Origin of the sequence: Sporosarcina sp. OR05 (assembly GCF_041414805.1) — a bacterium.
GTDB classification, from domain to species: Bacteria; Bacillota; Bacilli; order Bacillales_A; family Planococcaceae; genus Sporosarcina; species Sporosarcina saromensis.
In genome coordinates this window covers 684,234-703,216 of the sequence record NZ_JANKJL010000001.1, presented here as the reverse complement: position 1 = coordinate 703,216, position 18,983 = coordinate 684,234, and the positions used below count along the sequence as shown (strand labels likewise).

The following is an 18,983-nucleotide window of genomic DNA, read 5'->3' as shown; positions in this document are numbered from 1 at the left end:
CCTTAATTCACCGGAATACGGCTTACATCGCCGATAATGATTTCCGGAGCTGTATGATTTCCCTGGCCAGCTCCAGTGCCCGGGTATAATCGTTCATCTTTTCCGCTTCTTTTGATTCATGCATCATCTGATTGATTTGCTTGATAATTCGATGTCTCTCAAGATGATGAATGCAGTCATGGATTTCCTGTTCGGCATATTCAGGATCTCTCTCCAGCATCGCCGCTTCCATGACCGTTTTACGGAGTCCTCGATCTTCCAAGGATTCTGCAAATCTGTGGAAGTCTGGTGTCCCATGTTGTTCATAAAAACCTGCCAACTTGACGAAAATAGCCGTATAGTCATCACCGTCAAATACTTGTGAATGGGATTCACGTATCCTGTCAAACAACTGGCCATCATTCAACAAGTGACATAAGAGTAACCGCTCTGCCCTTTCGATACTGGACAGGTTTCGGTTTTGCATCTTCGGTAAGGAAGGCGGTGCTTGTCCAGTAAACACTTCAGCTTTTTCCTGTTTTGCAAACTCGCCAACCTTTTTAATGAATTGCTCTTGAAGTGCCTGTGCAGAAACACCCGTCTCCGTAGACAATTGACGGATCATAAGATCTCGTTCAATCGGGGAAACTTTCTGGGCAAGCTCTTCTAGCACTTCATGAATATATTGGAGCACATCGTTTTCATGTGTTAAGTTTTTTGACCTTTTGTAAAAAGCCAGAATAAACGACATATACGTATGTGGGTTGCCGATCACTTTCTCAACGAATGATTCACCACCATACGTGGAAATGTATTCGTCGGGATCTAACTTTGAAGGAAGTAACGCAATTTGTGCGTCTAGTCCTTTTTGAGCAGTAAGATTAGCAAATCGCTTAGCCGCTTCCCAACCTGCGTTGTCACCATCACAACAGATGATCACTTGGTTCGCAATTCTTTTTAATTTCGTAATATGTGTGTCAGACAAGGATGTACCCATAACTGCTACACTATTCATAATTCCAGCTCTTTCTGCTGCAATTGTATCCATAAAACCTTCGAACAATATTACTTTACCCGTTTTACGAACATTAAGACGTGCGTTATGAAAATTATAAAGCAATCGGCTCTTTTCAAATATGGGTGTTTCTGGACTATTTAAATACTTCGCTTCGTCTTTGGACGTCGATAACGTCCTACCTGAAAAACCGACTACATTGCCATTATCGTCATGCAGCGGAAACATAATACGTCCTCGAAACCTGTCAAAGTAGCCTGTACCATCATTTTTCATGATGCAAAGACCGGCACGCTCCATCTCCTTCATATCATATTTCTTACGTTGGAGAAGTTGACTTAACACTTCCCGATCGTCAAGTGACCACCCTATACCATACTTTTCGATATGCTCACGCGAAAATCCTCTTTGTTCCAAATATTGTAATGCTTTTTCACCCTCCACTGTATTCAGTAATAAATGACTATAAAAATTAGCCGCAAGTTCATGCGCTTCCCTCATCTGTTGGAACTCACCAGACTTCGAATGGCTTGCACTTTCTGTTAGAGAGATATCCAATTCGATACCAGCGCGTCCGGCCAATTTTGAGACCGCCTCTGTAAATGGGCTATTATCAATATCCATGACAAATGTAATAGCGTTACCACTCGCTCCACAACCGAAGCAATGAAACAATTGCTTATCCTCTGACACAGAAAACGAAGGGGTACTTTCACCATGGAATGGGCATAATCCAAACCAATTTCTCCCTCGCTTTGTCAATTGGACGTACTCTCCGATCAAATCGACAATATCCGTTTTCGACCTGACTGCCTCAATTGTCTCTTCTGGAATTTTAGTCATTCTATCACCATTTTCTTCTCACATACTTGAATTCTAGATAGTTTTCATAAATCCTGCTTATTCGACAAAAAAATTTCGTGACATTATAAAAAAACCGTGTATGTAATCTAGAAGATTATAGAACGGCGACAATTCACTATTGTACACAATCTAAATAGAAGAACCAACCCTTTTTTATCGGACGGTCCTTCTCCTTATTAATTCATAGGAATCGACTAGCTAATTTGGTGAGGATGACATTCGCTGTTTCTTCAACTGCTCGATTTGAAACATCAATCACTTGACAGCCAATTTTAGAAACAACAGTTTCAAAATGCCGCAATTCCTCTTGAATCCGCTCGATTTGTGCATAATTCGCATCATCTTTCAAACCAAGAGCTAGTAATCTCTCTTTGCGGATGGAATTTAATACACCTGGTGAGATGACTAGACCGAAACATTTAGCTGAATCAATTTGATACAGCTCTTCTGGCGGCTCCACTTCTGGAACAAGGGGAACATTTGCAACTTTAAATCCTCTGTGAGCCAAATATTGAGATAACGGTGTCTTCGACGTTCTAGATACACCGACTAAAACAATATCCGCTTTAAGGACACCACGAGGATCCCGGCCATCATCGTACTTGACCGCAAATTCGATCGCTTCGATTTTCTTGAAATAATCTTCATCCAGTTGTCTAACGAGCCCCGGTTCTTCATAAGGTTTCTCGTTTACCAAGTTGCTGATTTCAAGGAGGAGAGGGCCTAGCAAATCGACACATTGCAAATCATTCGCCCGACACTCCTCTTTCAATTTTTCACGCATGCAGCTTTTCACAAGTGTATAAATGAGAATTGCATTCTGACGTTTGGCTAGAAAAGCAATCTCTCGGAGTTGCGATTCATCTTCGACATGCGAAAACCGTTTGATTGAAACTGCTTCCAGGTCATGTCTGAACTGGCTTGCTGCCGCCTTCGCTACTAAGTCGGCCGTTTCCCCTACTGAATCGGAAACGATGAACAATGTCAATTTCGTCATAGGAACACTCCTTTGTCATTTTATCAGAGGTCAACTTTATAGATCATGTTCTTCAGCAAGTGAAAGAAAAGCAGCAGTAATGTTCGTTTTCGTAATCCTCCCGACGACTTCAAGCCCATCTTCTGTCGCTGAAACGACTGGTAGCGAATCAATTTGTTGCAACATCATCTTTTTTGCAACTTGGATGAGGGAATCCTGTTTTTTGCAATACGTGATGTTCGGCATCCGTGTCATGATTACATGTACCGGTATTTTGTCTAGCTCGGTATTCCCAAGACTTGTTCGCAATAAATCTTTTCGTGATAAAACACCTGTTAAGAATGAGGATTTATCCACAACAAACAGCGTTCCTACGTCATCAAGGAACATCTGACAAATCGCATCATAAACTGTTACATTTTCGTTCACAACTACCGGAATCGATTGGAAGTCCCCAACTTTCATACCAATCATGCCATCTGCAATGGATGGTGCCGGTTTTTTCCCTGAATAGAAGTAACCTACGCGTGGCCTAGCATCTAAATAACCCGCCATAGTGAGAATTGCTAGATCAGGTCTTATCGTCGCTCTAGCTAAACTTAATCTTTCAGCAATCTGTTCACCTGTTATAGGACCATCCACTTTCACAATTTCAAGGATTTCGGTCTGGCGCTTATTCAATTCCAAGTGAATCACCGCCTTAATCGTTCGATAATATATCCTTGAATAGTATAGCATTTTGCTATCAGATTTCCTAACCCAATGGCTTTTGTCACTTGGCTAGGATGATTGAGGCTGATTTAAGAATAAGATACAAGCTGTGATAAAACGAACGATAATCGACTTATGTGCTTCAACATGCACCTTATCACTAAATACAATTGAACCAATAAAACAAGCAAAGTTCAATCTGTATTCATTTTAGTCTTTCATCGAATGGTACTAATAGAGTGCCACTGCTTTTAGTAGACAATTCATGCTAGAATGAAGACAGATGAAACTATAAAACACCTTACGTCTGAATAGGATGAAATGAAAGAAAAACGTTAGAAAGGAGCATGTTTTTATGCAATCAATACTTCCTCACCTCATTACGAGTGGAATATGTGTCTTATTTATAACCATTTTTCTTTCCTACCTTTATCGGCGGACACCTAAGATTGATAAAGGATTTGAATTAATTTATTTTAAATTGTCTTATAGACGAAAGTTAATCCGTTGCTTTACATCACTTCCTTTATTCATTGCAGGAATTGCTTTCATCATTCTTTTTTCAGACCTGAGTGAAGTGGCCACATTCTGGTTAATCCTTTCATTCATACTTATCGCAGTTATACAAATCATTTACAACATTTATAGGTGGAGGACGACAGAAACGTAACGCGGGGAATCAGTTACTTTCATCTTTTTTACTTCTTCACAACTATCCGTCAATCCTTTACACATACAAATTTAATAAATTGCAGAGATTCAAGAACCATGCTACACTATGTACAGAATTCAATAGGCGATGAGAGGTCTATAAGTAATGTCTTGGTAGCGAACGGGGATAGTGAAAGCCCGTAACGACATGAAACGGCAACCTTGAGCTAGCATGCATTCAAGTGGGTTGTTATTGCAACCAATCGAGGTGGAACCGCGGGTCATTATGCACTCGTCCTCGGACTTTATGTCCGGGGATGGGTGCTTATTTTAATTGGAGGGATTAGTTATGATGACAATGGAACAAATTGTGAATGTATCGAAGCAGCGTGGATTTGTGTTTCCTGGCTCTGAAATTTACGGAGGTTTGGCGAATACTTGGGATTATGGTCCGCTAGGAATTGCCTTAAAAAACAACATTAAAAAAGCTTGGTGGCAAAAATTTGTCCAAGAGTCCCCTTACAATGAAGGACTTGACGCTGCCATTTTAATGAACCCAAAAGTTTGGGCAGCTTCCGGACATATCGGTAATTTCAATGATCCGATGATTGACTGCAAAAAGTGTAAAACGCGTCATCGTGCAGATAAATTGATTGAAGATGCATTAGACGCGAAAGGCATTGAATTAGTCGTGGACGGTATGCCATTTGAGAAAATGGAAGCGTTAATCAGTGAACACGAAATTGTTTGTCCGAGTTGTGGGGCGATGGACTATACAGGTATCCGTCAATTCAATTTAATGTTCAAAACCTCTCAAGGGGTTACGGATTCATCTGCAAACGAAATTTACTTACGTCCTGAAACGGCTCAAGGAATTTTCGTCAACTTTAAAAACGTTCAACGCTCAATGCGTAAAAAAATGCCATTTGGGATTGCCCAAATCGGTAAAAGCTTCAGAAATGAAATCACACCTGGAAACTTCACTTTCCGTACACGTGAATTCGAGCAAATGGAGTTGGAATTCTTCTGCAAACCAGGAGAAGACATGAAATGGTATGAATTTTGGAGAGACTTCTCCGAGAAGTGGCTATTGGACCTTGGTTTGTCAGTTGAAAACATTCGCTTACGTGAACATAGCGATGAAGAACTTTCTCACTACTCAAAAGGGACAGTCGATATCGAATATAAATTCCCGTTTGGTTGGGGCGAGCTATGGGGTATTGCAAACCGTACAGATTTCGACTTATCGCGCCATATGGAACATTCTGGTGAAGACTTCCATTACCAAGACCCTGTAACGAATGAGAAATATGTCCCGTATTGCATCGAGCCTTCCGTTGGTGCGGACCGCGTTACACTCGCATTCCTTTGTGATGCATTTGACGAGGAAGAGCTTGAAGGCGATGACAAACGTACAGTTATGCGTTTCCACCCTGCTCTTGCGCCAATTAAAGCAGCAGTCCTACCATTATCGAAAAAGCTTGCTGAAGGGGCAGATGAAGTGTACGCAGAACTTCGTAAACACTTCCCAGTCCAATACGATGATTCACAATCAATCGGTCGTCGTTACCGTCGTCAAGATGAAATCGGTACACCATTCTGTATTACGTATGACTTCGACTCTGAAGAAGATCGACAAGTGACTGTTCGTCACCGTGATTCAATGGAGCAAGTTCGTATGCCAATCGCAGATGTAAAAGCTTATATCGAAAAACATCTTACATTCTAATAAATTGAGAAAAAGAAAAACCGAGGAAGAGGTCATTCGCCGTCTTCCTGCGGTTTTTCTTTTTGTGGTAATAATTGTGGCGTACGCTCCAACTGGTCGAGAAACGCTCTCGATTTCAAGCGAACACCCACCTGTTCATCATAAACCGTCCTTACAATTTTTCGCATGAATTGTTTTGTCGCTTTTTTTAAAGTTAACGAACCAACTTGCTGGATGGGAACCGTAAAAAATGTCCTGATCAAACGCAGTTGCGTTGGTGTAATACGCACAATATAGGGATCAATCTGGAAACAGCGATGACACAAGAAACCAATCATCTGAAACGAAAAAGCGAATTCCCCTTCTGTAGCTCTACAATGTGCACATTGATGCAAAACAGGATGGATACCTGCCACCGGAAGCATCTTCCATTCAACGAAAAGCGCTATTGCTTCCGGGTCATACCCTTCATTCATTGCATGTAACGCGTCTTGTAACAGCGCAAATACATTCGGTCCTTGCCCTTTGTCTTCCGTCAATCGGTCAATCAATTCAACAACAAAGCTTGCATAAGCGGTCGCTTCAAGATCTTCGCGAATATGACGCATCGAATTGACTGGCTCACCTTGTTCCAACGTCCCCATCCCTCGTCCTGCGTGAAGCAGAAAGAAGCCATGGGTGAACGTTTGAGTAACAGCAGCTAAACGGCTTGCAGGCTTTTTCGCACCTCTCGCCATCGCGGTCATCTTCCCTGCTTCCCGTGTGTATAGTGTCACGATTTTATTCGATTCACCGTATGGCATGCTCTTTAGAATGATGCCTTCCCATTTATTCAACAAGGACATCACTCCTTTTCAAGTTGACTGCTCAATACTCATCGTCACGGAAACCGAATTCACGAAGATGACCCGGTTTGTTCCGCCAATCCTTTTGCACTTTCACCCAAAGTTCCAGAAATACTTTGGAACCAAGTAACATTTCAATATCACGACGTGCCTTCGTTCCAATTTCCTTTAACAGTGCACCTTTTTTACCGATGACAATCCCTTTTTGGGAATCACGATCGACAATAATTGTAGCTGCCACATCGACCATGTCCCGTTCTTCATCCCGAGCAATTTTTTCAATGACGACCGCAACGGAATGAGGAATCTCTTCACGTGTTAAATGAAGCACTTTTTCTCGAATCAATTCCGAAATGATGAACCGTTCAGGATGATCGGTCACTTGATCATCCGGATAGTATTTTGGCCCTTCCGGTAAATATTTTGTTAATGTTTCCATCAATCGTTCAACATTGTTACCATTTAGAGCGGAAAGTGGGACGATTTCTGCAAAATCGTATTCTTTCGTATACGACGTAATCGTTGTCAGCAAATCATCCGGGTGAACTAAGTCAATTTTATTGATGACTAGAAACACTGGTGTCTCAGTATTTTGCAAGAGGTCGATGATGAACTTGTCTCCCCCACCAATCGGTTCATTCGCATTCACCATAAACATGATGACGTCCACTTCTTTTAACGTGTTACGTGCTGATTTCACCATGAAATCACCGAGCTTATGCTTCGGTTTATGAATTCCCGGTGTATCGATAAAAACCATTTGTGAATTGTCTGTAGTAACAACGCCTTGCACTTTGTTTCGAGTTGTTTGTGGTTTGTCACTCATAATAGCGATTTTTTGTCCTACAACTCGATTTAAAAACGTCGATTTGCCGACATTCGGTCGACCGATAATGCTAATGAATCCTGATGTAAATTTACTGCTTTCCTTCTGCATACTGAAGATCCTCCTTGGAAAATGCACCTGGCAATAACTGCTCTACTGTCGTCTCTTCGACGTCTCCTTTTAAGTTCGTCAAGTAGACCGGCATCGAGCCTTCGCAAAACTCTGCAATGACTTGTCGGCATGCACCACATGGCGAGACTGGACCTTCAGTGTCTCCGATGACCGCGAGTGCTTTGAATGTCGTGACACCTTCTGATACCGCTTTAAAGAATGCGGTTCGTTCCGCACAATTTGTCATACTGTACGCTGAATTTTCGATGTTGCAACCATGATAGACGTTTCCATCTGTATCTATCAGTGCTGCGCCAACAGGGAATTTCGAATACGGGACATACGCTTTCTCCCGTGCCATTTTTGCTTCATTCATTAAATTTTGCTTTTCCATGACTACACCTCTACCAAAGTTTTTATCCGAACCATTTTGGGATGAAAATAATTAAACCGATGACGGCACTTGCAATTGCAAACAGCAACACAGCACCTGCCGCCACGTCTTTCGCCTGTTTTGCTAAAGGATGGATATCCTTTGTCACCAAATCAACTGTTCTTTCAATAGCGGTATTCATGAGCTCCAAAGCCATCATACCACCAATCAGCAAGATGATAATCATCCATTCAGTTGTCGATAAGCCTGTAAGAGCACCAGCTAGACAGACAATGATTGCGGCTAGCAGATGAAACTGCATATTTCTTTCAAAACGAAAACCATGCAACACACCATTTATTGCATAGTAAAAAGATTTAAAAAAACGAACCATACAATTCTTACCTTTCCAGGCCAAGTGATGAAAGAATTTCTCGTTGTCTTCCAAACATTTTTTCCTCGTCCTGCTCCGTCAAGTGATCGTACCCAAGCAGATGCAAGAAGCCATGGAGTGCAAGGAATCCAATCTCTCTTCTTTCATCATGCCCATATTCACTTGCTTGTCGTTTTGCAGTCTCAATGGAAATGACGATATCTCCAAGCAACACAGGCATATCATCCGTTTGAACGATGGGGACTTCTCCTTCTGTCATTTCTTCCAAAGCAAACGAAATGACATCGGTAGGTTTGTCCTTTCCTCGATATTCGGCGTTGATGGCTTGAATTTCTTTATCATTCATGAATGTAACGGACACTTCAAGATTGCCTGTTAAGTTTTCCATTTCCGCAGCATGTTCTAACACTTGTTGCACAAGCTTCATACTATCTTCCGTTACTTTAGCCGTTTCATCTTCAAAATAGATCGCGAGCATTACAACTCCCTCTTTCCTCATTATTCAGGGTACTCGATCCGACTGTGGTAAAAGCCGTTTAACGTCTCACAAATAACGCGTTCGACCTTTCGCAATTCCTTCATCGATAATTCACACTCGTCAAATTGACCATCGTTCAACTTGCTCGTAATAATCGAATTCACCAGTTTTGCAATCTTGTCAGGTGTCGGTTCTTTAATCGTTCGGACAGCCGCTTCCACACTATCCGCAATGGAAATAATCGCAATTTCCTTCGTCTGCGGTTTAGGGCCAGGATAACGGAAGTCGTCCTCTATGACATCTTGCCCTAACTCCTTCGCCTTTACAAAAAAGAATTTTAAAAAACTTGTTCCATGGTGCTGACGTGCAATATCGATGATTTCACGCGGCATTTTATGTTTCGTTAATAGCTCCGCCCCATCAGTCGCATGGGCAATAATAATATCACGGCTTTTTTCTGGTGGCAATTCATCATGCGGATTTAAATTACCATGCTGGTTTTCTATAAAGAAATTCGGACGTACAGTTTTACCAATGTCATGATAATAGCTTCCGACACGTGCCAGTAATCCATTTGCACCAACCGATTCACAAGCCGCATCCGCTAGATTCGCAACCATGACACTGTGGTGGTAGGTTCCAGGCGTTTCTGTAAGGACTTTTTTAAGGAGCGGGTGATTCGGGTTCGACAATTCTATTAACCGCATATCCGATAGAATCCCAAAAAACGATTCAAAAAATGGCATAAGCCCAATCGTCAATGCACCAGACAAAATACCAGAAGCAAAAGCAGCAATTAAATAGAATGATAGTTCCGAAAGATTATACGTCGATTGTGTCATTTGTAAATAAAAAGCTACAAATAGAATATTAGAGACAGAAACGATAAGGCTCGTCCGTAAAATGTTTGATCTTCGCCCATTGTTCCCTAACAAATAAATACTAATAACTCCACCAAAGAGGATGTATAAGGCAATTTCCATCTGCATAATTGCTGAAAAGCCTTCTAACAACATAATACCAGCAGTCGCAGCCGTTACAATCGTCATCATATATGCTAGCCGTTCATTTAATAATAGCTTTACAAGCAATGGAGCTAGTGCTGTAGGGAATAAAAAAGCAACTTGCACATCAAATTCTTTGTCAATCAAACTTAATAGTTTCATAATAATGACAAGAATAAAAAATACTGCGATAGCGATTAATAATGATTTCTTTTTTTGATAATTATCTGTTCGCCATGTTGCAAAATGCAAATAAATAATTGCCGAGACGAACAAAACATACAAAATAAGACCGATCATCGGTTTGTAGGAGGATTGATTCGTTAATAGTCCAGTCAATTCCAATTGACGGTAAATTTCAGAGTCGATGAATTGACCTTCCCTCACAATGACTTGTCCTTGGAGAATACGGGTAGGCTCAACAGCATTTTTCTCTTCTTCAATGCGTTTGTCGGTCAATTCCTTATTGATTGTTTCTGTTTCAACGACAAGCGATCTACCAAGTGTAATCATTGTTTGTAATTCAGCTGGTGGAACGGCTTCGGATGATCGAAGTTTTCTCTCCACTTCATATCTGACTGCAGAAAGATCTTCAGACCTGACAGGTTTGGACAACTCTTCCCCTATAATCGAAACAATCTCCTGCTTCATTTTCGTTAAATCTGACACTTCAGCAGTTAATAGACTCGCAATCGCTTCGTCCGTAAGCCGTAGTCCGGGTTCCTCTTTTTCAAGCTTTTTAAATTTGTTTCGCACTTCTTCAATTTGTTCGGAACGAGATTTAACAAGCTTATCAGGATTTTCAGGATCCGGGATATTTGCTTTTTTCTCTTCAATGATGAAATCGAAGAGATTTGCTGCAATCGCTTGTCGCGTTTTGGAGACTTCCTCGTCAAATTGATAAAAAGGCGTCACTTCGTTTTCAATCCTGCGTTTTTCTTGCTCGGTTTTTACAGTATCCTCAATGGTTTTCAAGGAGCGGATTGTTTTAGGAGAAATTTTGAATTCATGGAGCTCATACGTCTCTTGTTTCACACTGTCGTACATGAATGAAAAAAGCCCAATGGCTACGAGACTAATGATAAACAGGGAAAAGTAGTTGAATTTTAATGACGTAAACAATTTTTTAGCTGTCTTAAACACAATGATAACCCCACCTATTCTCTAGAACTTCCTAACGTAGCATAAAATGATGAAAAAGCAGTCAGTTTTATGACTGCTCGTTTTCATACGCTTCAATGATTTTCGCGACAATTGGATGGCGGACTACATCACCTTGCTCTAAATACTGAAAATGGATTTCCGATACTTTTTTCAGTATGGATTCTGAAGCGTTCAAACCTGATTCTACACCACGCGGCAAATCGATTTGCGTCTTATCACCCGTAATGACCATTTTGGAACCAAATCCTAATCGTGTCAGAAACATTTTCATTTGCGCTTTCGTTGTGTTTTGTGCTTCATCAAGAATGACGAATGCATCATCGAGCGTACGCCCTCTCATATAGGCGAGAGGCGCGATTTCAATTGTCCCCCTCTCCATGAGTCGTTCTGTATGTTCTGCTCCTAGAACGTCATGTAACGCATCATACAAAGGGCGTAAATACGGGTCTACTTTCTCTTTCAAGTCACCTGGAAGAAACCCTAAGCTTTCCCCTGCTTCCACAGCTGGTCTTGTTAGAATAATTCGTTTCACTGATCCCGTCTTCATTGCTTGCACAGCAAGTACAACTGCCAAATAGGTCTTTCCTGTTCCTGCGGGTCCGATACAGAAGACGAGATCCTTGTTTCGAATCGCATGGATATATTCACGCTGTCCGATTGTCTTAGCCCGAATTGCTTTTCCTTTAGCAGTTCTTGCAACTTCCTCATCATAGAGTTCAGCAAAGTATTCAATCGTTTCGTTTTTCACCATTTCTAACGCAGTGGAAATATCACGCAAGTTTATATTGATTCCTTTACGGATCACTTTCAATAGTTGTTCTAATAAATATTTTCCCGATACAATTGCCTGCTCGTCACCAACTAGAGAAATTGTATCGCCTCGTGTAATAATTGAAACTTGTAACGCTTCTTCAATCAATTTCATGTTTTGATCGGAAATACCAAGAAGCATTACCGCCTCATTCGGCTCTTCAATATGAAGTTGAATTTGTTGTTCGCTCAATAGTTTCAGTCTCCTTGGGGTATGGGTCTTTTTGTCGCTATATTTTCATTCATTAAAAATAATATGGTCCCTCTAACTGTATCATCTTGGAACGTCAGGTGTAAAATGTTTTCATCCTTTATAATTAATTCTGAAGATGATTCTGTCATGATTTTGTATTTTATTAACGGAATGATAACCGTTTCCTCCATCCCTTCAGCCAATTCAAACTGTCCCTTGCGATCATTCCTTTGCCATTCGGTTTCAAGAAACGAACGAAAAGAAGGAAAATCATTGCCTGAATTCCAAGTGATAGGAGATTGCCATATCAAACGAATATTCTCTTCTCCTAACAATGCATAATCGATTTTCTTCGGTATGGTAAATGTATACTTGGACCAATAATCTGCATAAACCTTCCCTGCAGCACCAACTACAGTCTTTTTACCGCCTTGTTCTAAAATGCCTGTCGCTAGAATGTCTCCTTTTTCAACCGTTTGGTGAAGTCGTGCCACTCTTTCACCTCTACTTAATTGAAAGCCAGTGATGACACCACTCGTCCGTGCAACAAGATCAGCAGGAGGTCCATCGTCTTTGACGGGATCATTCAGTTTCGGTGAGAGCATCGGTGTAATCGTCATTGTACTACCCGATCTTGTAAAACGCACCCATGAAAGAGAAGGGTCATTTTGCATGAGCACTCTTCTTATCTCTCCTTCGTCAGGCAGTTTGGAGAGCGGCCGATATTTTTTAATAGAGACCTTCTCCAATTGCTTAACAATGCGTTCATTCACTTCAGGCACTTCAGATTCAATCGTAATGTCCCATAAAAACAGTGATGCGACTAAGGGTATGACACATGCAATGAGGAACCGGTACGCTGTAAACAACCTTCTTTCAAGCGAACGCTCCTCATTGCGTCTAATTTCCACTTTCACCCGATAGTTCCTACGGTGTTTTCGGATGAAAGCAACTCCTTTTTTATCGGTGTGGAAATGGATGACAGAACCCGATTCTGTTAAGCCAATCACTTTAACACCAGAGGAAGCTAGAAAGCTCAAGAATCTCGACGGATGTACTTTACCTGTCATTGTGATGTTATACCGATTATGAATCATAAGCATCCTGTCCATCTTTCAATTCTTTTACAGACATTGATGTAATCAGTTCAAACGATAGGACAGCTACTTCTTCAGATAACGTTTCTACAATAAGGTCTTCACCGGTTGCTTCAATTACATGATTACCACTTCGGATAGCTGCGTAATCAGGTCCAAGTTTTAGAAGTGAATACGGCCCTGTAATTCGGATTGTTACAAATTCATCAATTGTGACAGATGAGTTCATTTTAAATAATTTTTTCAAGATAAAACCCCCTATCCAAGCCTATGATTTGGATAGGGGGTAGATGATTATTGTTTTGCTTTTGGTGGTCCTAAAATTTCAGAGAAGATGATTCCTTTAATAAGGTCTTGCTCGTCCTTAGGAATCATGTCAGGTTGTTTAAATTGTTCATTCCACACATGTTTTCCTTGATGTGCGGATAACCTTCCTCGAGAACTTTCCCGTGGTACATTCCGGTCAAAAACGGGTCGTTCCTTCGGCAACATCTGTTCACTTTTCACAGGCTTAGGAATGACTGGCTTAGGAGCAGCCGGTGTCTCCTGACGGATGGGAGGTGTTTGTCGACTTGGCGGTTCATCCACTTCTGTCTGAAACTCCCTTTGCAACTCTTTGACCATCTCTTGTGAAAGGTCTTTCAGTTTACGCATCGTATCCGGTCTGTTCGGTTGTGAAGAAGGTTGCCGTGGCGCTGGTTTCTCGTTCTTCTCAGGTTGCTTCCCTTTAAAGAGCATACCAAGAATCGTAATGACCACAAAAATAATTAATGATTCCATCCGTGCATCCCCTTTCCGGGAATTAAGTGCTCAAACGTCATTCTTTCGTCGTGTCAGGCTTTTGTTGGTCTCCACCGATTTTGCTGATGGAATCACGCATGCCCGTATCAGCTTGGATGTTTTTATAGTTCATATAATCCATAATTCCGATATTACCTGTACGTAGCGCTTCTGCCATCGCGAGTGGAACTTCCGCCTCTGCTCCGACAACTTTCGCACGCATCTCTTGAACTTTTGCTTTCATTTCCTGTTCGTTTGCAACAGCCATTGCACGACGCTCTTCAGCTTTTGCTTGTGCAATATTTTTGTCAGCCATCGCTTGTTCAGTTTGAAGTTCCGCACCAATGTTTTTACCGATATCAACATCCGCGATATCAATGGACAGGATTTCAAACGCTGTTCCAGAGTCAAGCCCTTTTGCCAATACTGTCTGTGAAATCAAATCAGGATTTTCCAATACTTTTGCATGGTCCACAGAAGAACCAATCGTGGAAACAATCCCTTCACCGACACGGGCAACAACCGTTTCTTCACCCGCACCACCGACGAGTCGATCGATGTTCGCTCGAACCGTAATTCTTGCTTTCGCTTTCACTTCAATACCGTTCATCGCAACACCAGCGATAAATGGCGTTTCAATGACTTTTGGATTTACGGACATTTGAACCGCTTCCAACACGTCACGGCCAGCTAGGTCGATCGCTGCTGCACGCTCAAACGATAACTCGATATTCGCACGATGTGCTGCAATTAACGCATTAACAACGCGGTCGACATTACCACCTGCCAAATAGTGACTTTCCAATTGGTTAATCGCAACATTTAATCCTGCTTTATGTGCCTTAATCAACGGATTAACAACACGACTTGGGATAACGCGACGTAAGCGCATACCGATTAATGTGAAAATGCTTACACGTACACCTGCAGCTAACGCTGAAATCCATAGCGTTACTGGTACAAGCGTAAAGAATACCGACAAAATGATGATGATTCCGATAATGATTAAAATCGGAACGAAAACACCACCTAAACCTAATAACTCACCCATTATTCATTGTCCCCCTTTTCTTTTGATTCCCTTACAACGATACGGGAACCTTCAACCCTTACTATCGTAACATGTTTCCCTCTGTCAATGTAACTACCTTGGGAAACTACATCAATCCGTTCGCCATCCAATTCAATCGTTCCTGAAGGACGAAGTGGTGTAATCGCTAATCCTTGCTTCCCTAACAATTCTACCCGATTGACGTTCGACACATACCCGCTTTCCGTGTCTGTCGCATCCATTAACACCATCTTATTAAGAAGATGCAGTTTTTTTCCGAAGAATTTCATTAAGATCACCATCCCGCTCATAGCGACGGCAATTGCGATAAGGACAGAATACGCCATATACACAGGGTTGCCACCCGCCAAAATAATACTTGCAATGATAGCAATCGCACCTAACGCTCCGGCTATCCCTCCTGCTAAGAAAAACTCTAATATGACGAGTATGACACCAATTATAAACAAAATCATTGTCTCATAACCTGCCAAACCTGCAACGAGATGGCCGAATAAGAATAGCAGTAAAGATGTGATTGCCATCGTACCCGGAACACCAAACCCTGGTGAATAGAGCTCCACAACTAGGCCTAAACCTGCTATTGACAGTAAGATCGGGACAACGATAGGATGCGTAAAGAGACGTGCTAAACTTTCAGTGAAGGTAAGATTTGTCTGGATGATTTCAGATTTATCTAGACCTTTCAAATCAATCAATTCTTTGAATGAAGACACTGTGCCTTCGCTGTAATCCACTTCCTCAGCCTCTTTAGCCGTGAGTGTTAGCAATTGCCCTATACCAGCACGGTATTTCGGTAAATCAACCGAATCGTCCGCCATCGCTAATGCAAACTTCGGGTCTCTATTTGACGAATTGGCAGCACTGACCATTTCTGCTTTCCAAAAACTATCCGACTTCTCTTGTGCTGCGTTCCCTGCACCATCAACGGCCTGTGCAGCACCAATTTTGGCATTCGGTGACATATAGATTTCATCGGCATGTAGTGCAATGTAAGCACCAGCGGAAATCGCACGGTCATTGACATAAGCGATGATCTCGACTTCCGTCTCATCCATAAGCTTACCAATTTGTCCCGCAGCATCGATTAATCCACCAAGTGTATTAATTTCTAAAATGATCGCCTTCGCATTCGCTTCTTCCGCTTCGCCGAAAACCCTCTTTAAATAAGCATGAAGCCCTCTTTCCACAGACTCATCCAGTTTCACGTGATAAACAGGATTGCCTCCCGCATTCACTGCACTTGTAAATGGAACGGAAAGGACTGAAGCAAATAGAAGGAAAAGGAGAAACTTGCCAATCATTTTACGCATGTAGACGTTCACCTCTTTCTATATATGTAATTATACCTTTAATACGATTAAGATGGCGAAAAGATTCACTTGAATGCAAGAATTTTTTTAATGTAAAAAACCGGAGAATCGCAATGGATTCTCCGGTTTCATGCATAACATGCTTAGTTTTTATTTCATATGGACAGCTATTAGAATTTACGCTTACGAGCAGCCTCAGACTTCTTTTTACGTTTGACACTTGGTTTCTCGTAGAACTCACGCTTTCTTACCTCTTGTATTGTACCAGATTTTGATACAGTACGTTTGAAGCGGCGAAGAGCATCTTCAAGCGATTCATTTTTGCGAACGACAGTTTTCGTCATATCTCTTGTCCCTCCCTCCGAGCACACTTCGAAACAAGGTGTTACTCCTTGTACTAAAAAATTATATCGCACAATGCCTAGATGGTCAATAAAAAACTTTCAAAATATCGATGCGAAATAGGAACTTATTTTTTAGTGCCATTCATGTGACTTAATAATCAGAATCGCTTTGCAGACCTTGCATAATTTGCACACCAGAGCTTGCTCCGATTCTCGTTGCCCCAGCCTCCATCATCTTTTTCATATCCTCAAAGCTACGAACGCCACCTGATGCTTTCACGCCCATTTCAGGTCCGACAACTCCACGCATCAATTTAACATCTTCTGCAGTTGCTCCGCCTGTAGAAAAACCTGTAGACGTTTTAACGAAGTCCGCACCTGCTTCTTTTGCAAGCTCACACGCTGTTCTTTTTTCTGCATCGGTTAGCAAGGAAGTTTCAATGATTACTTTAACAATTGCTTTTCCTTTCGCCTCGGTTACGACAGCTTCAATGTCTTCTTTAACAAGCTGCTCCTGCCCGCTTCGCAAGGCACCAATATTAATAACCATGTCAATTTCAGTTGCGCCATTTGCAAGAGCATCTTTCGTTTCAAAACGTTTCACTTCTGAAGTCGAAGCCCCTAAAGGGAAGCCGATGACCGTGCATGTTTTAACCGGTGAACCTTTCAATTGTTCACTCGCAGTTTTCACCCATGTTGGATTGACACAAACGGACGCAAAGGAGTATTCCCTAGCTTCATCACATAATGTAACAATTTCTTCTTTCGTCGTGTCAGCTTTTAATAATGTATGATCGATAAACGCTGCGTAATCTTTGTTCAATGCAATACCCTCCTTAAGATGTATGTACCTCTTACATCATAGCAAACCTTTGTCGCAAACGCATTAAAACAGTCCACCCGATATAGAGTGGACTGTGTTTGTTTCTTTTAAACAAGCGTGGCTTCGGCTTCTATTGTCCGGACGAATTGACCTTCATTATATGGATAGCCTGCTTTTGTAATTTTGACTTTGACAATTTTACCGACCATTGATTCATCTGCCGGGAAAACGACTTTCAAGTAATTGTCTGTGTAGCCTTCATACAAGCCGCTCGCTGGATCGAGCTTGTATTTCTCTTCAGGAATGACTTCCAATACTTCTTCTTCGAAATCAGCTGCATATTGTTTCGCAAGCTGGTCGTTTAACTCAATTAATCGATGAACGCGCTCATTTTTTACGTCTTCATCAATTTGATCTTCCATTCTTGCTGCAGGTGTACCGGTACGCTTTGAATACGGGAAGACATGTAATTCAGAAAAACGATGATCTCTAATGAAATTATACGTCTCCATGAATTCCTCTTCTGTCTCTCCCGGAAAACCAACGATGACATCTGATGTAATCGCTAAATGAGGTAATGCCTCACGTAAACGATCCAAACGTTCTGCAAAAAATTCCATCGTATATTTTCTTCTCATTCGCTTAAGAACCGTGTTGGATCCTGATTGGATCGGAATGTGCAAATGACGCACAATCGTAGAGGATTGACGAAGCACTTCAATGACTTCATCGGTTAGTTGGCTCGCTTCGATTGAACTGATGCGAAGTCTTTTCAGGCCTTTTACTTTTGTTTCTAGGTCCCTTAAAAGGCGAGCCAAGTTATAATCCTTCAAATCTTCTCCGTAACCACCCGTATGGATACCCGTCAAGACGATTTCCAAATAACCCGCGTCTACAAGTTGTTGAGCTTGGCGTATTACTTCTTCTGGATCTCTTGAACGCATTAACCCGCGCGCCCAAGGAATGATGCAGAATGTACAGAAGTTATTACACCCTTCTTGGATTTTAAGTGAAGCCCTAGTTCTATCCGTGAACGCTGGAACATCCAATTCTTCATACACTCTGTTCTTCATAATGTTACGGACAGCGTTAATCGGTTGTCGCTCAACACGGTATTCATCGATAAGCCCAAGCAATTTTGTACGGTCCTGGGTGCCGACAACGATATCGACTCCTGGGATTGCCATAATTTCTGCCGGAGATGTTTGGGCATAGCAACCCGTCACACAGATGACCGCATCCGGATTTCTTCGGATTGCTCTCCGTATGACTTGACGGCTCTTTTTATCTCCTGTATTTGTAACTGTGCAAGTATTAATAACATATACATCAGCATTTTTCTCGAAATCGGCGCGTTCATATCCAGCATCTTTGAAAAGTTGCCAAATCGCTTCCGTTTCGTAATGGTTCACTTTGCAGCCTAATGTATGGAAAGCGACAGAAGACACTAGC

The 18,983-nt window shown here is 41.7% G+C and carries 20 protein-coding genes; 2 read left to right on the top strand and 18 right to left on the bottom strand.

The window, feature by feature from the left end:
• Positions 1 to 22 precede the first annotated feature (22 nt).
• The 3 genes from dnaG to ccpN form a co-directional block, all read right to left on the bottom strand.
• Positions 23 to 1,837: a DNA primase gene (dnaG, locus tag NRI27_RS03300; protein WP_371389519.1), complete on the bottom strand. Its 1,815-nt coding sequence runs from the start codon at positions 1,835 to 1,837 to the stop codon at positions 23 to 25.
• A gap of 202 nt (positions 1,838 to 2,039) precedes the next feature.
• Positions 2,040 to 2,855 carry a pyruvate, water dikinase regulatory protein gene (locus NRI27_RS03295; RefSeq protein ID WP_371389518.1) on the bottom strand — a complete coding sequence of 272 codons (816 nt, stop codon included), beginning with the start codon at positions 2,853 to 2,855 and terminating at the stop codon, positions 2,040 to 2,042.
• 36 nt (positions 2,856 to 2,891) lie between these two features.
• Positions 2,892 to 3,572 (bottom strand): transcriptional regulator CcpN, encoded by a 681-nt coding sequence (gene ccpN / locus NRI27_RS03290; protein WP_317942175.1) that lies wholly within the window; start codon positions 3,570 to 3,572, stop codon positions 2,892 to 2,894.
• A gap of 328 nt (positions 3,573 to 3,900) precedes the next feature.
• On the opposite strand from ccpN, the gene NRI27_RS03285 reads away from it, so the two are divergent.
• Positions 3,901 to 4,215 (top strand): hypothetical protein, encoded by a 315-nt coding sequence (locus tag NRI27_RS03285; RefSeq protein WP_371389517.1) that lies wholly within the window; start codon positions 3,901 to 3,903, stop codon positions 4,213 to 4,215.
• A 330-nt stretch (positions 4,216 to 4,545) separates the two neighbouring features.
• The gene (locus NRI27_RS03280) at positions 4,546 to 5,925 is read left to right on the top strand and encodes a glycine--tRNA ligase (protein WP_371389516.1); all 1,380 of its coding nucleotides are present in this window, start codon (positions 4,546 to 4,548) and stop codon (positions 5,923 to 5,925) included.
• Between the two features lie 32 nt (positions 5,926 to 5,957).
• On the opposite strand, the gene recO is transcribed toward NRI27_RS03280, so the two are convergent.
• The 15 genes from recO to mtaB form a co-directional block, all read right to left on the bottom strand.
• Complete coding sequence (gene recO / locus NRI27_RS03275; protein WP_317942177.1) at positions 5,958 to 6,743, bottom strand: DNA repair protein RecO; 786 nt, start codon at positions 6,741 to 6,743, stop codon at positions 5,958 to 5,960.
• Between the two features lie 28 nt (positions 6,744 to 6,771).
• Entirely contained in the window at positions 6,772 to 7,686 is a 915-nt protein-coding gene (gene era, locus NRI27_RS03270; RefSeq protein ID WP_317942178.1) for a GTPase Era, read from the bottom strand.
• Complete coding sequence (locus NRI27_RS03265; RefSeq protein WP_371389515.1) at positions 7,667 to 8,080, bottom strand: cytidine deaminase; 414 nt, start codon at positions 8,078 to 8,080, stop codon at positions 7,667 to 7,669. The genes era and NRI27_RS03265 overlap by 20 nt, the downstream gene beginning before the upstream one ends.
• Before the next feature lie 22 nt (positions 8,081 to 8,102).
• Positions 8,103 to 8,453, bottom strand: coding sequence for a diacylglycerol kinase family protein (locus NRI27_RS03260; protein WP_317942180.1), 351 nt, complete (start codon positions 8,451 to 8,453; stop codon positions 8,103 to 8,105).
• Between the two features lie 7 nt (positions 8,454 to 8,460).
• A complete protein-coding gene (ybeY, locus tag NRI27_RS03255) occupies positions 8,461 to 8,931 on the bottom strand; it encodes an rRNA maturation RNase YbeY (RefSeq protein ID WP_371389514.1) in 471 nt (156 codons plus the stop codon).
• A gap of 20 nt (positions 8,932 to 8,951) precedes the next feature.
• Positions 8,952 to 11,078 (bottom strand): HD family phosphohydrolase, encoded by a 2,127-nt coding sequence (locus NRI27_RS03250; protein ID WP_371389513.1) that lies wholly within the window; start codon positions 11,076 to 11,078, stop codon positions 8,952 to 8,954.
• A gap of 67 nt (positions 11,079 to 11,145) precedes the next feature.
• Positions 11,146 to 12,102 carry a PhoH family protein gene (locus tag NRI27_RS03245; protein ID WP_371389512.1) on the bottom strand — a complete coding sequence of 319 codons (957 nt, stop codon included), beginning with the start codon at positions 12,100 to 12,102 and terminating at the stop codon, positions 11,146 to 11,148.
• Positions 12,103 to 12,107: 5 nt separating this feature from the next.
• A complete protein-coding gene (locus tag NRI27_RS03240) occupies positions 12,108 to 13,214 on the bottom strand; it encodes a sporulation protein YqfD (protein WP_371389511.1) in 1,107 nt (368 codons plus the stop codon).
• Positions 13,189 to 13,446, bottom strand: coding sequence for a hypothetical protein (locus NRI27_RS03235; RefSeq protein ID WP_371389510.1), 258 nt, complete (start codon positions 13,444 to 13,446; stop codon positions 13,189 to 13,191). The genes NRI27_RS03240 and NRI27_RS03235 overlap by 26 nt, the downstream gene beginning before the upstream one ends.
• Before the next feature lie 47 nt (positions 13,447 to 13,493).
• Positions 13,494 to 13,979, bottom strand: coding sequence for a hypothetical protein (locus NRI27_RS03230; protein ID WP_371389509.1), 486 nt, complete (start codon positions 13,977 to 13,979; stop codon positions 13,494 to 13,496).
• Positions 13,980 to 14,016: 37 nt separating this feature from the next.
• The gene (gene floA, locus NRI27_RS03225) at positions 14,017 to 15,030 is read right to left on the bottom strand and encodes a flotillin-like protein FloA (RefSeq protein ID WP_317942187.1); all 1,014 of its coding nucleotides are present in this window, start codon (positions 15,028 to 15,030) and stop codon (positions 14,017 to 14,019) included.
• Positions 15,030 to 16,364 carry an NfeD family protein gene (locus tag NRI27_RS03220; protein ID WP_371389508.1) on the bottom strand — a complete coding sequence of 445 codons (1,335 nt, stop codon included), beginning with the start codon at positions 16,362 to 16,364 and terminating at the stop codon, positions 15,030 to 15,032. The genes floA and NRI27_RS03220 overlap by 1 nt, the downstream gene beginning before the upstream one ends.
• 170 nt (positions 16,365 to 16,534) lie before the next feature.
• Positions 16,535 to 16,708 (bottom strand): 30S ribosomal protein S21, encoded by a 174-nt coding sequence (gene rpsU / locus NRI27_RS03215; protein ID WP_009496905.1) that lies wholly within the window; start codon positions 16,706 to 16,708, stop codon positions 16,535 to 16,537.
• Between the two features lie 151 nt (positions 16,709 to 16,859).
• Positions 16,860 to 17,531, bottom strand: a complete 672-nt coding sequence (gene deoC / locus NRI27_RS03210; RefSeq protein WP_371389507.1) for a deoxyribose-phosphate aldolase — start codon at positions 17,529 to 17,531, stop codon at positions 16,860 to 16,862.
• Positions 17,532 to 17,638: 107 nt separating this feature from the next.
• A complete protein-coding gene (gene mtaB / locus NRI27_RS03205; RefSeq protein ID WP_317942328.1) occupies positions 17,639 to 18,979 on the bottom strand; it encodes a tRNA (N(6)-L-threonylcarbamoyladenosine(37)-C(2))-methylthiotransferase MtaB in 1,341 nt (446 codons plus the stop codon).
• Between the last annotated feature and the right edge of the window lie 4 nt (positions 18,980 to 18,983).